This is a genomic window from Flavobacterium melibiosi, from assembly GCF_048158545.1.
Classification (GTDB): Bacteria; Bacteroidota; Bacteroidia; order Flavobacteriales; family Flavobacteriaceae; genus Flavobacterium; species Flavobacterium melibiosi.
Window position 1 is genome coordinate 157079 of sequence record NZ_JBLNKU010000003.1, and the last position, 15314, is coordinate 172392.

At 33.1% G+C, this 15314-nt stretch carries 11 protein-coding genes and 1 CRISPR repeat array (1 of these 12 cut by a window edge); of the genes, 7 read left to right on the forward strand and 4 right to left on the reverse strand.

Features of this window, described 5'->3' with window-relative positions; translation table 11 throughout:
* The first annotated feature begins 40 nt into the window (after positions 1-40).
* The 7 genes from ccoS (at position 41) to ACM55F_RS04710 (ending at position 6335) form a co-directional block, all read left to right on the forward strand.
* Positions 41-232: a cbb3-type cytochrome oxidase assembly protein CcoS gene (gene ccoS, locus ACM55F_RS04680; RefSeq protein ID WP_416852567.1), complete on the forward strand. Its 192-nt coding sequence runs from the start codon at positions 41-43 to the stop codon at positions 230-232.
* Positions 233-277: 45 nt separating this feature from the next.
* Positions 278-2467, forward strand: coding sequence for a cytochrome-c oxidase, cbb3-type subunit I (gene ccoN, locus ACM55F_RS04685; RefSeq protein WP_416852569.1), 2190 nt, complete (start codon positions 278-280; stop codon positions 2465-2467).
* A gap of 2 nt (positions 2468-2469) precedes the next feature.
* Positions 2470-2643, forward strand: a complete 174-nt coding sequence (locus ACM55F_RS04690) for a cbb3-type cytochrome oxidase subunit 3 (protein ID WP_416852571.1) — start codon at positions 2470-2472, stop codon at positions 2641-2643.
* Positions 2644-2670: 27 nt separating this feature from the next.
* Positions 2671-3570, forward strand: a complete 900-nt coding sequence (locus tag ACM55F_RS04695; RefSeq protein ID WP_416852573.1) for a cbb3-type cytochrome c oxidase N-terminal domain-containing protein — start codon at positions 2671-2673, stop codon at positions 3568-3570.
* 76 nt (positions 3571-3646) lie between these two features.
* On the forward strand, positions 3647-5065 hold the full coding sequence (ccoG, locus tag ACM55F_RS04700; RefSeq protein WP_416852575.1) for a cytochrome c oxidase accessory protein CcoG: 1419 nt from the start codon (positions 3647-3649) through the stop codon (positions 5063-5065).
* Positions 5066-5107: 42 nt separating this feature from the next.
* Positions 5108-5560 (forward strand): FixH family protein, encoded by a 453-nt coding sequence (locus tag ACM55F_RS04705; protein ID WP_416852576.1) that lies wholly within the window; start codon positions 5108-5110, stop codon positions 5558-5560.
* A 73-nt stretch (positions 5561-5633) separates the two neighbouring features.
* Positions 5634-6335: a sulfite exporter TauE/SafE family protein gene (locus ACM55F_RS04710; RefSeq protein WP_416852578.1), complete on the forward strand. Its 702-nt coding sequence runs from the start codon at positions 5634-5636 to the stop codon at positions 6333-6335.
* 73 nt (positions 6336-6408) lie between these two features.
* Here ACM55F_RS04710 and hemN read toward each other — a convergent pair whose 3' ends face one another.
* From hemN to ACM55F_RS04730, 4 genes are all read right to left on the reverse strand, one after another.
* Positions 6409-7773 carry an oxygen-independent coproporphyrinogen III oxidase gene (gene hemN / locus ACM55F_RS04715; RefSeq protein ID WP_416852580.1) on the reverse strand — a complete coding sequence of 455 codons (1365 nt, stop codon included), beginning with the start codon at positions 7771-7773 and terminating at the stop codon, positions 6409-6411.
* A gap of 130 nt (positions 7774-7903) precedes the next feature.
* On the reverse strand, positions 7904-8380 hold the full coding sequence (locus ACM55F_RS04720; RefSeq protein ID WP_416852581.1) for a hypothetical protein: 477 nt from the start codon (positions 8378-8380) through the stop codon (positions 7904-7906).
* Positions 8381-8492: 112 nt separating this feature from the next.
* Positions 8493-8840, reverse strand: coding sequence for a hypothetical protein (locus ACM55F_RS04725; protein ID WP_416852582.1), 348 nt, complete (start codon positions 8838-8840; stop codon positions 8493-8495).
* Positions 8841-8984: 144 nt separating this feature from the next.
* On the reverse strand, positions 8985-11006 hold the full coding sequence (locus ACM55F_RS04730; RefSeq protein WP_416852583.1) for a DUF349 domain-containing protein: 2022 nt from the start codon (positions 11004-11006) through the stop codon (positions 8985-8987).
* Between the two features lie 394 nt (positions 11007-11400).
* Positions 11401-15314: direct repeats of the CRISPR family, unit length 46 nt; unit sequence GTTGTGAATTGCTTTCAAAATTGTATTTTAGCTTATAATTCCCAAC; it runs 915 nt beyond the window's last position.

Genomic DNA, 15314 nt, shown 5'->3' on the forward strand with positions numbered 1-15314 from the left:
TCGAAAACGTCAAAGTAACTTTGTTAACACAAATTAAGGTATGAGTGTCATTTATTTATTAATCTCCATCAGTATAATAGTCGCCATTGGTTTCTTTATTGCTTTTATTCGAGCAGTAAAAACCGGTCAATATGACGACGATTATACGCCATCCGTCAGAATGCTATTTGACGATGAGCTAATTCAGTCGAAAGTTAAAAAACCGAAAACCGAAAGTTCAACGACTTTATAATATTCAACTTTAAACACTAAAATTAAAATAAAAACAAATTTAAATATGGAAATGCAGCAGTTTTATTATGACAACAAAATTGTAAAAAAATTCATTTACGCAACCATTGTCTTTGGAGTGGTAGGAATGTTAGTGGGGCTTACATTGGCCTTTATGTTTCTTTTTCCAAATATTACGGATGGTATTTCGTGGTTGAGTTACGGTCGATTAAGACCTTTACATACCAATGCGGTTATTTTTGCTTTCGTAGGAAATGCAATGTTTGCGGGTATTTATTACTCGTTGCAGCGATTGTTAAAAGCCAGAATGTTCAGTGATTTTTTGAGTAATCTTAATTTCTGGGGTTGGCAATTAATTATTGTCGCTGCAGCCATATCATTACCGTTGGGATATAGCTCTTCAAAAGAATATGCCGAATTAGAATGGCCAATAGATATTGCAATTGCATTGATTTGGGTTGTTTTTGGTATTAATATGATTGGAACCATTTTAAAACGTAGAGAGCGCCATTTATATGTTGCGATTTGGTTTTACTTGGCAACATTCGTTACGGTGGCAGTTTTGCATATTTTTAATAGTTTATCATTGCCGGTTTCTGGAATGAAAAGTTATTCGGTTTACGCAGGAGTTCAAGATGCTTTAGTGCAGTGGTGGTACGGTCACAATGCGGTTGCGTTTTTCTTGACAACACCGTTCTTAGGGTTAATGTATTACTTTGTTCCAAAAGCGGCGAATCGTCCGGTATATTCTTATAGACTGTCAATTGTTCACTTTTGGTCGTTAATTTTTATTTACATCTGGGCTGGACCACACCATTTATTATATTCTGCATTGCCTAACTGGGCACAAAATTTAGGAGTTGCTTTTTCTATTATGTTGATTGCGCCATCTTGGGGTGGAATGATAAACGGGCTTTTAACGTTGAGAGGCGTTTGGGATAAAGTGCGTGTTGAACCCGTTTTGAAATTCTTCGTAGTAGCGATTACCGGTTACGGAATGGCGACTTTTGAAGGTCCTATGTTATCGCTTAAAAACGTAAATGCTATCGCGCATTACACGGATTGGATTATTGCTCACGTTCACGTAGGTGCTTTAGCTTGGAATGGATTCATGGCTTTTGGTATGATTTATTGGTTGGTTCCTAGAATGACCAAAAGCAATTTGTACTCTCTTAAATTAGCTAATTTCCACTTTTGGATAGGTACTTTAGGAATCATATTATATACGATTCCAATGTATGTTGCTGGTTTTTTACAAGCATCTATGTGGAAACAATTTAACCCGGACGGAACTTTAACGTACGGTAACTTTCTTGAAACAGTAACTCAAATTATGCCAATGTATTGGATGAGAGCTATTGGTGGAACTCTTTATTTAATTGGAATGTTTACTTTGGTGTATAACATTATTCAAACTGTAAGAGCAGGTTCTAAAATTGAAGATGAATTAGCAGAGGCTCCTGAATTATTAAAAATTAGTGCAGGAAGAGTAAAAGGGGAAAAATTCCACCCTTGGTTAGAAAGAAAACCGATTCAGTTAACCATTTTGGCAACTGTCGCAATTTTAATAGGTGGTGTTATCCAAATTGTACCAACGATTATGGTTAAATCCAATATTCCAACCATTGCAAGTGTAAAACCTTATTCTCCATTAGAACTAGAAGGACGTGATTTATACATTCGTGAAGGTTGTGTAGGTTGTCACTCGCAGTCAGTTCGTCCTTTCCGTAGTGAAGTAGAACGTTATGGACCGCAATCTAAAGCAGGAGAATTTGTATACGATCATCCATTCCTTTGGGGATCAAAACGTACAGGCCCGGATTTATTAAGAGTTGGAGCAAAATACAATGACAATTGGCATTTTAACCACTTTTGGAATCCGCAAAGTATATCTGCTGGCTCCATTATGCCAGGTTACAAATGGCTGTTTGACAATAAACCAATGGATGTCTCTTTGACTCAAAAGAAAATGCAGGTTATGGTTACGCTTGGTGTTCCTTACACAGAAGCTCAGATTGCAAGCGGTTTAGATGATTTAAGAAAACAAGCTATTGCAATTGAAGAAAGCTTGAAAAACGATCCTGACTTCGTAAAAAGTTATGAAGAAAGCAAGAAAAAAGCCGAAGCCAGAGGTGAGAAATTTGTTCCAATGAACGAGAGAGAAATTGTAGCAATGATTGCTTATATGCAAAGACTTGGAACCGATATTAAAGTAAAAGATACTGCTAAAAAATAAAAATGATGTTTGAACAAATAAAACACAATATGGAAACGATTGAAGGTGTGGCGATATATCCCATCCTATCATTATTAATTTTTTTCGTCTTTTTTGTAGGTCTCGGTGTGTGGGTTTTATCTTACAATAAAGAAACGATTAATGAATTGAGTCAAATTCCATTGAGAGACAATTAAATAGTATAATTTTTTAAAATTTAGAAAATGAAAAAATTAATTCCAGTATACGTTAGAGTACCTGTTATTTTCTTTGCTGTATTGATGGCAATGGAATATTTTATTGACTCAGGAGATAGACCTGCTTTTATAAAATTTCCAATGGTTTCGATCTTCTTATTTGTATTTCTTTTTTTACTGATAGCGATAGAAATTACGTTGGGTGCAGTCGATACTATTACATATAGTTTATTGACAGAAGAACAGAAATTAAGGTTAGATTCAGCAAATGAGTTAAGCTTCAAGGATAGTGAGTGGTACAAAAATCTAATGAAAATGTTGACTAAGTCAGATTCATTAGAGAATGAAGATCAATTGTTATTGGAGCATGATTACGACGGGATTAAAGAGTTAGATAATAATTTACCGACATGGTGGGTGTATTTATTTTATGCTTGTATCGTTTTTGGGGTTGTTTATATGGTGCAATATGAAGTATTAGGGGCTGATAATCAGGAAATGGAACTTAAAAAAGAAGTTGCTCAAGCCAAAATTGATATTGCAGAATATATGAAAACAGCTCCAGACATGATGGATGAAAAAACGGTGACCTTGTTGACAGATCCTGCCGATTTAGCAGCTGGAAAAGAAATTTTTACCACTAATTGTGCAGCTTGTCACAGAGCTGACGGTGGTGGACAAATTGGACCAAACTTAACGGACGATCAATGGATTTTAGGTGGTGGCATAAAAAATATATTCCATACTTTGGTAAATGGCGGTAGGGATGGAAAAGGAATGATTGCTTGGAAAGGAACGCTGAAACCAAAAGAAATGCAAAAAGTGGCCAGTTACATTATATCATTGAAGGGAAGTAATCCTGTAGATCCAAAAGCTCCGGAAGGGGAAGTTTGGATAGAAGAAAATGTTACAGTTGCAGTTAAATAACAATTAGAAACACACGTTTTTATTTAGCTTAAGAATTTTAATAATTATTTTGAACTTGTGTTTTAAATAAAAAAAAATGTCAAAATTACCAGACGAAGCTTTTAGAGATACAATTGGAACGATTGATGAAGAAGGAAACAGAAAATTTATTTTCCCTAAAAAACCTTCAGGAAAATTTTATGATTACAGAAAATGGGTTAGTTATTTTTTACTGATTGTACTTGTTGCGAATCCCTTTATAAAGATAAATGGCAATCAGTTCATGATGTTCAATATATTGGAGCGACGATTTAATATTTTCGGATTTCCATTTTGGCCACAGGATATTTATCTGTTCGTTCTTTTTATGATTATTGGCGTCGTTTTTGTCATCCTTTTTACGGTGATTTTTGGACGGATATTTTGCGGATGGATTTGTCCACAGACCATCTTTTTAGAAATGGTTTTCCGCAGAATTGAATATTGGATTGAAGGCGATCGTGGTGCTCAGATCCGATTGGAAAAACAGGAATGGAATGCAGAGAAAATCAGGAAAAAAGGATTTAAGTGGTCTATATTTCTGATCATTTCTTTTTTTATTGCCAATGTATTTCTGGCCTATCTTATCAGTAGCGATACCTTATTTTTAATGATTGAAGAAGGACCAGAAAACCATGTCAGCACTTTGGTTTCTTTATTGATTTTTACAGGAGTTTTCTATTTTATTTTTGCATGGTTTAGAGAACAGGTTTGCATTATTGCCTGTCCTTACGGAAGATTACAAGGTGTTTTATTAGACGATAAATCGATAAATGTAGCGTATGATTTTGTTCGTGGCGAAAAAGAAGTGGGCAGGGCTAAATTCAATAAACAAGAGGATAGAGCCGCTACCGGAAAAGGCGATTGTATTGATTGCAAACAATGTGTGAACGTTTGTCCAACCGGAATTGACATCCGTAACGGGACACAAATGGAATGTATCAATTGTACTGCTTGTATTGATGAATGTGATACGATTATGGACGGTATAGGATTGCCTAAAGGACTCATTCGATACGCTTCTGAAGATGAAATTGAGAAAAAAGTAAAGTTCAAGTTCACGCCTAGGATGAAAGGCTATTCGGCAGTTTTATTCATTTTGACAGGAATTCTGATTGGATTATTGTTTTTACGTTCGGATGTTGAAGCCAGTATTTTGAGATTGCCAGGGCAATTGTTTCAGCATAAAGGGGAGAATATCAGTAATATTTATACTTTTAAAATTATCAATAAAACTAACAATGATTTTGATGATATTCATTTTAAACTTGTTGGAATAAAAGGAACTTTAAAAGTGGTTGGCAAGCAAGATTTAAAAGTCCCAAAACAAGGTATGAATAGCGGAACGCTGTTTGTTGAAATCAATCAAAATTTATTGGACAACGATAAAACAAAACTGAAAATTGAGGTTTATAATGGAGATGAAAAAATTGAAACCAGCACCACTAACTTTTTGAGTCCGCGAAGTTTTGATTAATATCCTTTTAATCTAGGATTAGAATTTATAAAAAAATAGATCATGAAAATTAGCTGGGGAACAGGAATTGTAATTGCTTTTGGTTTGTTTATAACCTTCATTTTGTATTTTGTTTTTACGGTACAATCCGATTCAAAATATGATAATGAGCTAGTTGTAGAAGAATATTACAAGCATGATGCGCATTTTGGAGATGAAATGGCACGAATTCAAAATGTAGCAAATTTGGCTGAAAAGCCAACAATAAATAGTGTTTCAAATGGAGTTGAAATAGCATTCCCAAAAGTATTTGTTCCAAAAAAAATCAAAGGTAAAGTGTCCCTTTACAGACCGTCTAACAAAAAATTAGATTTTGAAATTCCAATTTCACTATCTAATGCTACTACTTTGCTCATACCTAAAAAAAGTTTGGCAGGCGGTCGATGGGACATTAATATGGAATGGCAATATGATGGAAAATCGTATTTGTCTAAAGAAACGATATATATCAATTAGTCTTAAAGTCGAAAGTCAGAAAGTCCATCAATCGGCTTTAAGACTTTTGACTTTATGACATTAGACTAAAAAAATGCTTTACACTGCCTTCATTTTCGGTTTAATAAGTAGTTTTCACTGCATAGGAATGTGCGGCCCAATTGCTATGATGTTACCCGTAGACAGAACGAATCAGGCTAAAAAAGTAACTCAAATCATCACCTACCATTTAGGAAGATTAATAGCTTACGCCACTATTGGCTTTGTTTTTGGACTACTTGGAAAAGGTTTTTTTATGGCTGGTTTACAACAGAATTTATCTATATTCATTGGTGTAGCCATGATTCTTATAGTTGTAACGCCAGATAAAATTTTTGCTAAATACAATTTTTCAAAACCGGTTTTTAGATTAATTTCTAAAATCAAAACGGCTTTAGGAAGTCAGTTTAGAAATAAGAGTTATAAATCCCTATTCACTATTGGTTTACTGAACGGCTTTTTGCCTTGCGGAATGGTTTATGTTGCCTTGTTTGGTGCTATCGCCATGCAAAGTGAAAGCCTAGGGGTCTTGTATATGATTTTATTCGGATTAGGAACCGTTCCTTTGATGAGCAGCGTAGTGTATATCAACTCATTTTTAACGATGCCTATTCGAAACAGAATCCAAAAAGCAATTCCTTATGTAGCCGTAGTTATCGGTTGCTTATTCATTTTGAGAGGATTGGGATTGGGGATTCCTTATATTTCCCCGTCGAATATGAGTTTGTATATTCAATCTAACCCGAATTGTCACTAATTTTTTAAATAATCTTACAAAATATAAAAGCACGCCGTTCAGCGTGCTTTTATATTTTTAAGGTTTTGAAACATTAGATTGTCATCGAAAACAATTCGGTTTCCGGAGCTTTTCTTTTCAAGCGTAAATCAAATGCCATGCAAATATTACGAACATAAGGTTTCCCTTTTTCTGTGACCTCAATGCTATTGTTTTTAATGATTACTAATCCATCATTTTCAATTTCTTTCAACTGAAGTATAACGTCTGGAATTTCATTGAAATAACCCTCTTTGTTTTTCCAGGAAGTTTCAAATTGACACATTAAATTCAGAATGTGTTTTCTGATGATGAGGTCTTCATTCGTCAATAAATGCCCTCTGAAAACCGGTAATTTATTCCATTCTAATATTTGATAATAATCTTCCAAGTTTTTTACATTCTGTGCAAAACTATACCAACTGTCACTGATGGAAGAAACTCCCAAACCAATCATTAATTGTGTTTTTGAAGAGCTGTAGCCCATGAAATTGCGGTGCAATGTGCCATTTTGAAAAGCCTCATATAAACTGTCTGTTTTCAACGCAAAATGATCCATTCCTATTTCATGATACCCGTTTTCATACAATAATTTTTTACCGGTTTCATAAAGCATTCTCTTTTTATCATCTTTTGGAATGTCTTCGTCGTTAAAACCGCGTTGTCCATTTCCCTTAATCCAAGGAACGTGCGCGTAACTATAAAAGGCCAATCGGTCGGGCTGTAATGATTTTGTTTTCTCAATTGTATCTATAATATGCTCTATTTCCTGAAATGGCAATCCAAAAATAATATCATGACCTATGGAAGTATACCCAATTTCTCTGGCCCAGAATGTAACTTTTGCCACATTATGAAAAGGCTGCAAACGGTGAATTGCTTTTTGGACTTTCTCTGAATAATCCTGAACACCAAAACTCACTCTTCTAAAACCTAAATCGTAAAGCTTTTGCAAATGTTCATGCGAAGTATTATTTGGATGACCTTCAAAACTAAACTCATGATCTTTGGCTTTTTTGGCATGAACAAAAATACCATTTATTAAATCCTCTAAATTCTTTGTCGAAAAAAACGTGGGAGTTCCTCCACCCAAATGAATCTCTTTTATGGTTGGTTTTTCTCCAAGAATTTTACAATATAAAGTCCATTCTTTTAAAACTGCCTCTATATACGGATTTTCAACGCCATGATTTTTGGTAATACGCTTGTTACAGCCACAAAAAGTGCATAAGCTTTCGCAAAAAGGCAAATGGATATACAAACTGATGCCTTCGGAAGAATTACTTTCTATAAAAGATTTCTTTAGCGTTTCAGTCCAAATGGCATCTGAAAAATCAGTTTCATCCCAATAGGGAACCGTTGGATAACTGGTGTATCTGGGGCCTGGAACATTGTATTTTTGAATTAAAGAATTTTTCATAGCGGAGTCATTTAACATTAATCAAAAGTAGAACGACTACTCAAATATTAAAATGATAATTATCATATTGAAAAACCTTTTACAAAAAAAAGAGGCTTCAAAAGCCTCTTTCACAGAACAAATCAATTACTTAGACGGTGATGCAATCCTGAATCATTTTCGCCCATTTTTTGGCTAGTTGATGATCCTCATACAAACAAACTTGACCAATTTGATCATTCTCAATTTTGTAAAATGGAATAAACGCTACTTTTTTACCTTCTTTGTATTGAAATTCGAATTCAATTTTTAGAATTGTATCACTATTATTCTCCGTAGTTGGAACTAGTTTGCAAGATTGAACCGTATTTAAATCTACAAAAGAAACAACTTCTTCTTTTGCATTAAAATCAATCAAAAGAAATCCTTTGTTTTTTTCGTCTAACGCCAAAACTTTTTTGTTTTGTGTTTCTGTCAATTCAAAATTAAAGCGATTGTTTTGGCTGAATTTTTGTTTTATAAATTTAATTTTTGTCTTGTTAATTGAAGTAGACCTGATGGAATAGAAAAGAGGAATAGCAATTATTAAAGTTAGTATTAGGCCAATTATTGTTACGGATGTATCCATTTTTTTATTTTTTAGTTATTTGTAAAGCATTATAAGTTGAACTGAAACCAAAAGGAATCAATTCAAAAAGGAAGATAAATATATCTTCTAATTACGAATTCAGTGCTTTAAATCACCAAAAAAAATGGAAAGGAAAGAGTAGGAGCGAAACCATCTCACATCGATTGATGTCTTGTTTCGCGAAACGAATAAAGAATGTATTAATTTTAAAATCCGGAATTGCAATCAGAAAATTTTCTAGATATTTTGCAATGGTATAATCAGGAGTTTTATGATAGGAGTTAAAAGAATTACTTACTTGAGGTTGTATGAAATCTGAAGAATGAATGCCATCATCAGAAATCGAAGAACTGGATTTTTCTAATTGAGTTATATGAATAGGAGCTTCACTTGCACTAAAGGCAAATAAAAAGGCTACTAAAAGCCCAATAAAAACAAGTGTTTTTCGGAACGAATTCATTTTGCAAATTTAAAATTTACGATTAACTTTAGGTAGTTTTTTCTGATAAATGAAAGTTAAAATTTTAAAACCCGAAACTCTGTTGTATAAAAAAACCTCGAACTATTTAAGAACGAGGTTTGTGATTTTAACTATTATTGAAAATTATTCTATTTTCAAATTTCTCAATTGTTTTAGCTTTTCTTTCCAAACATCAAGGCTTTCTTTATGGATAGCAATGTTTTTACGAACTTCTAATACAATAGAATTTTCTTTTTTTGCATTTCTGGTATTGGTAAAAAACTGAATGTTATTCTCCAATTGGAAAATTTCATTCTGAACTTCTTCAATTTTACGCATCAGGAATATCTTTTCGTTGTCCAGTTTGCGCGTATCGTTACTTTCGGATAGATTGTCCATTCTATTGGCAAAACGAATCATATCAGTGTCTTTTTTACTCAAACTCAATTTTTCAAAAAGTGCATCCAGGATTTTATTGAACTTCCCTTCAATATGTCTTCTTGGGAAAGGAACTTTTCCAAAGTTTTTCCACGTTTCAATATGTAATTTTATAGCATCTAAATCTGTCTTGTGATCACCAGTCAATTGGAATTCTCTTAACGTTTCTAAATAAGCTTTTTTATTATCAAAGGCTTCTACTTCTTCGCTATTTTCTTCATTTTTTTGCTCTTTTAATTTGTCAAAATAATGATTACAAGCGTCTTTAAATTCTTTCCAGATTTTATCCGAATATTTTCTTGGCACATGTCCTATCTGTTTCCACTCATCCTGAATTTGTTTCATGATAGGAGTAGTCGCAGCAAAATCAAGACTTTCTTGTAATTCTTTGGCTTTGGCAACAAGAGCTGTTTTTTTGCTTAAATTGTCGTTTTGATCTTTTTTAATGTCTTTATAAAATGAATTTTTGAAAGAATTAAAATTTCTAACAGCAGTTTTAAAACTGGCCCAAGTTTCCTCATTTACATCCGATGGCACTTTTCCGGCTGAGAAGAAAGCAGTACGCAAAGCTTCTACTTTTTCTATTTGAGTTAGCCATTGCGAATGAGCATTGACTTTCTCAGTAGCTAAAACTTCAATTTTAGCGATAATTTCTTTTTTCTTTTCTAAATTTTCAAGTTCTGTTCCTCTTTGATTTTCAAATAAAACTTCACGTTTATCATGCATTTGCTTAGTCAAATCACTAAACTTATTCCAGATTTCATCACGATGTTCTCTAGAAACTGGTCCAATATCTTCTTTCCAGATTCTATGTAAATCCTGTAATTCTCGGAACGCTTTATTGACATCGGCTTCTTTTACCAATTCTTCAACACGAGCTACAATTTTTTGTTTTTGTTCTAGATTATGTTTGAAATCCAAGTCTCTCGCTTCTCTGTCAAGATGTAAATAATCATAGAAATTTTCAACATGAAAATGGAAATTATTCCAAACGTGATTGTATTTATCTTTAGGAATGGGTCCTGCATTTTTCCATCGCTCTCTTAAATCATTAAAATGTTTTAAGGTGTCCTTGATGTTTTCCTGTGGATTGATTAATTCTTTCAATTCTTCAACAATAGCCAAACGGTTTTCTAAATTCGTTTTTAGATTCGTTTGCAAACTCTTGAAATGTGTATTTTTAGTATCTCTAAAAAGAGAGTAATATTTGTCAAACTGTGTTTTTAATGGAGAGTGATATTGAAATTCTTCATTTGGATCTTGATTTTCTGCAAGAAAATCCTCTTTTTTCTCTTCAAGAAGATGATTATATTTTGCTAAGAATGCTTTTTTGATTTCTTCAATATGATCTTTTACAGACATCACTTTTTCACTGGAAACTAAACTCTTCAATTCTTCTACCAATGCTTCAAGAGACAATGTGTCGTAATCCTGCATCGGAATATCGTGACGCTCTTTCAAGGTGTGATCTTCGCTTTCTTCAGCATTAGCCTCAGTAATTGCGTTTAATACCGATTGGTTTTCAGTTTCTATGGTAGGTTCATCATTTGCCAACTCATCCCCTGTTAGGGTTATAACATTTTCGCCAATAGAATGAACAGCTACGCTATCGTTACTTTCGTCGATTGTTTCAGTTTCCATAATAGTATCTGATTGATTTAATTCAAGTGAATTATTCTCTAAACTTCCATCTGCTTCCAGCAGGTTATCATTCTTTTCTTCTAACATTTTTTCAATGTATAAGGTTTTTATTTTTTGTATCGAACACGAAAGATAGTGAAGGAGCATGAAATTACAAAATAAATCCTTTATTTAGAGTCGTTTTATGTTAAAATTTTGTTTTTTTTGAAGCAATTTCCTGCTATTCGCTCTATCTTTTTTATCCGCCTAAAAAACGGATAAAAAAGGATGCCGCTGCAAACGAAGTTCACTGAACTCCTATAAAAATGGAAGCTAAGTGAAGTAATCAGGGCTAGGGTTTTGGGAATTAATCAGGATTTTTTATTTACTTCAGTTCACTATTTTAAACAAAAAGCCACTCTTTTAAAATGGCTTTTTTACTTACATAAGTGTGTGTACGAAAAATGAGGTTTTTCTATTATTTATTCCAAATTTTCCCTTCGTAGTGAATTGCTTTCAAAATTGTATTTTAGCTTATAATTCCCAACAGTCTGTCCTAAGCCTGTAATAGGAGCACTGTTGTGAATTGCTTTCAAAATTGTATTTTAGCTTATAATTCCCAACAGACTTTTATTGCAAGAACCTAGTTAGCGGTTGTGAATTGCTTTCAAAATTGTATTTTAGCTTATAATTCCCAACAAAGGCGGTTTCAGTGAGTATGCAGACTGTGTTGTGAATTGCTTTCAAAATTGTATTTTAGCTTATAATTCCCAACAAATTTGGTCAACCTCAGCGGGTAAATCCTGTTGTGAATTGCTTTCAAAATTGTATTTTAGCTTATAATTCCCAACAGTTCCAACAAAGTTTTTGTGAGCTGCTGAGTTGTGAATTGCTTTCAAAATTGTATTTTAGCTTATAATTCCCAACCTTCATCATCGTAAACATCAACGTTAGAATGTTGTGAATTGCTTTCAAAATTGTATTTTAGCTTATAATTCCCAACTATGGATATTATTTGTTGCATCAGGGCAAGGTTGTGAATTGCTTTCAAAATTGTATTTTAGCTTATAATTCCCAACAGGATACTTTAAGAGTTCGGCTATCAACTTGTTGTGAATTGCTTTCAAAATTGTATTTTAGCTTATAATTCCCAACTTTAGCCATTGACGGGCGAAGATGCATCATGTTGTGAATTGCTTTCAAAATTGTATTTTAGCTTATAATTCCCAACATACCTGCATGAATGGTAAATGCTCCCAGTGTTGTGAATTGCTTTCAAAATTGTATTTTAGCTTATAATTCCCAACAAGCGATGTTTCACTGATTCAGTTTTTGCAGTTGTGAATTGCTTTCAAAATTGTATTTTAGCTTATAATTCCCAACGGTTAGCCGTGACGGTCATAACTATATTCAGTTGTGAATTGCTTTCAAAATTGTATTTTAGCTTATAATTCCCAACATTTCTTTGGATATTCAGAGCAAGGTAAATGTTGTGAATTGCTTTCAAAATTGTATTTTAGCTTATAATTCCCAACGATATGTGGCTTTGCACCTTCAAAAAGAGGGTTGTGAATTGCTTTCAAAATTGTATTTTAGCTTATAATTCCCAACTGGATTATATTAAACCAGACAATACAGAATGTTGTGAATTGCTTTCAAAATTGTATTTTAGCTTATAATTCCCAACCGTAGAACTCGAGGAATTTATCGCATTGCAGTTGTGAATTGCTTTCAAAATTGTATTTTAGCTTATAATTCCCAACCGAAATGGAGAACCATTTGAATCAATGCTTGTTGTGAATTGCTTTCAAAATTGTATTTTAGCTTATAATTCCCAACGTCCTGCGGGAACGCAATCACGCTATCGATGTTGTGAATTGCTTTCAAAATTGTATTTTAGCTTATAATTCCCAACCGTAGAACTCGAGGAATTTATCGCATTGCAGTTGTGAATTGCTTTCAAAATTGTATTTTAGCTTATAATTCCCAACAAAATGTACTGACATTATTTGACCGATCAGGTTGTGAATTGCTTTCAAAATTGTATTTTAGCTTATAATTCCCAACCATTTGCTAATTCTAATGTTGCGAAGTCGTGTTGTGAATTGCTTTCAAAATTGTATTTTAGCTTATAATTCCCAACTAAATAAAGATAAGGGCTAATCAGAATGTCGTTGTGAATTGCTTTCAAAATTGTATTTTAGCTTATAATTCCCAACAGCCGTGCTTGCTCCCACTGGAATCGCTGCGTTGTGAATTGCTTTCAAAATTGTATTTTAGCTTATAATTCCCAACTAATTTCCACCGCAATAGCATTAACAACAGGTTGTGAATTGCTTTCAAAATTGTATTTTAGCTTATAATTCCCAACCTAACAACGGAATTACCGATGTAGTTGTTGTTGTGAATTGCTTTCAAAATTGTATTTTAGCTTATAATTCCCAACACGTATGACCGCTTCAATTTTAGCCCTTAAGTTGTGAATTGCTTTCAAAATTGTATTTTAGCTTATAATTCCCAACGAGCATATCGAAGGGGAGCATACCTCCACCGTTGTGAATTGCTTTCAAAATTGTATTTTAGCTTATAATTCCCAACCCCCGAAAACTAATTTACCTAAATCGCTTTGTTGTGAATTGCTTTCAAAATTGTATTTTAGCTTATAATTCCCAACTAGCAAAGGTAAATACTTATCGAGTGCCAAGTTGTGAATTGCTTTCAAAATTGTATTTTAGCTTATAATTCCCAACTAGCCCAACGCAATTAAAAACATGGCTGCAGTTGTGAATTGCTTTCAAAATTGTATTTTAGCTTATAATTCCCAACAAAAACGAATTAAATAGCGGTCCTGAGTCCGTTGTGAATTGCTTTCAAAATTGTATTTTAGCTTATAATTCCCAACCAATTTATTTACAAGTGTGGGTACGTTTGGTTGTGAATTGCTTTCAAAATTGTATTTTAGCTTATAATTCCCAACAAACGTGGTTTTGGACGAAGTTTGCAACCTGTTGTGAATTGCTTTCAAAATTGTATTTTAGCTTATAATTCCCAACTCGTTAATGATGATCCCCGACGCCATTTGCGTTGTGAATTGCTTTCAAAATTGTATTTTAGCTTATAATTCCCAACTCGTGGGCTTCGTACAACAAGGTCGTCAAAGTTGTGAATTGCTTTCAAAATTGTATTTTAGCTTATAATTCCCAACAATAGCGGGCTTTTTAGGAATCGACTTATTGTTGTGAATTGCTTTCAAAATTGTATTTTAGCTTATAATTCCCAACCATCTTTCTATATATTAAGTTTATGCTTCAGTTGTGAATTGCTTTCAAAATTGTATTTTAGCTTATAATTCCCAACAGAATCAGCATCATAAACTTTAAGATGCGGGTTGTGAATTGCTTTCAAAATTGTATTTTAGCTTATAATTCCCAACTTTATCATCCCGTCAGCTTTATCTTTCAATGTTGTGAATTGCTTTCAAAATTGTATTTTAGCTTATAATTCCCAACATTATCAGTTTTATATCGACAACGGATATAGTTGTGAATTGCTTTCAAAATTGTATTTTAGCTTATAATTCCCAACTTGTTGCCCAAACTGAACGGCATCATTTGGGTTGTGAATTGCTTTCAAAATTGTATTTTAGCTTATAATTCCCAACTAAATTCTATTTTATTTGGATATGGGCAGGGTTGTGAATTGCTTTCAAAATTGTATTTTAGCTTATAATTCCCAACGAGAGAGTTAATTATTTAATTATGTATATAGTTGTGAATTGCTTTCAAAATTGTATTTTAGCTTATAATTCCCAACCCTTTAAATCCATCGACAAATGAAATCTTGTTGTGAATTGCTTTCAAAATTGTATTTTAGCTTATAATTCCCAACGGATTGTACCGTAACAACGGAGCGGTTCCTGTTGTGAATTGCTTTCAAAATTGTATTTTAGCTTATAATTCCCAACGTTTCTGTATTTAACAGCATGGAATCTTTCGTTGTGAATTGCTTTCAAAATTGTATTTTAGCTTATAATTCCCAACTAAATCATTACTTACTATTTATTAATTCCTGTTGTGAATTGCTTTCAAAATTGTATTTTAGCTTATAATTCCCAACAAATAATGGCGGTCATATTGCGGAAAGTGAGTTGTGAATTGCTTTCAAAATTGTATTTTAGCTTATAATTCCCAACAATCCACTCTACATTAATTCCAGCAGCTTCGTTGTGAATTGCTTTCAAAATTGTATTTTAGCTTATAATTCCCAACCACAATCTGAAACTACTGAAGCTGGTATAGTTGTGAATTGCTTTCAAAATTGTATTTTAGCTTATAATTCCCAACAACTAGATTTTTATATGAATTTACTAGACAGTTGTGAATTGCTTTCAAAATTGTATTTTAGCTTATAATTCCC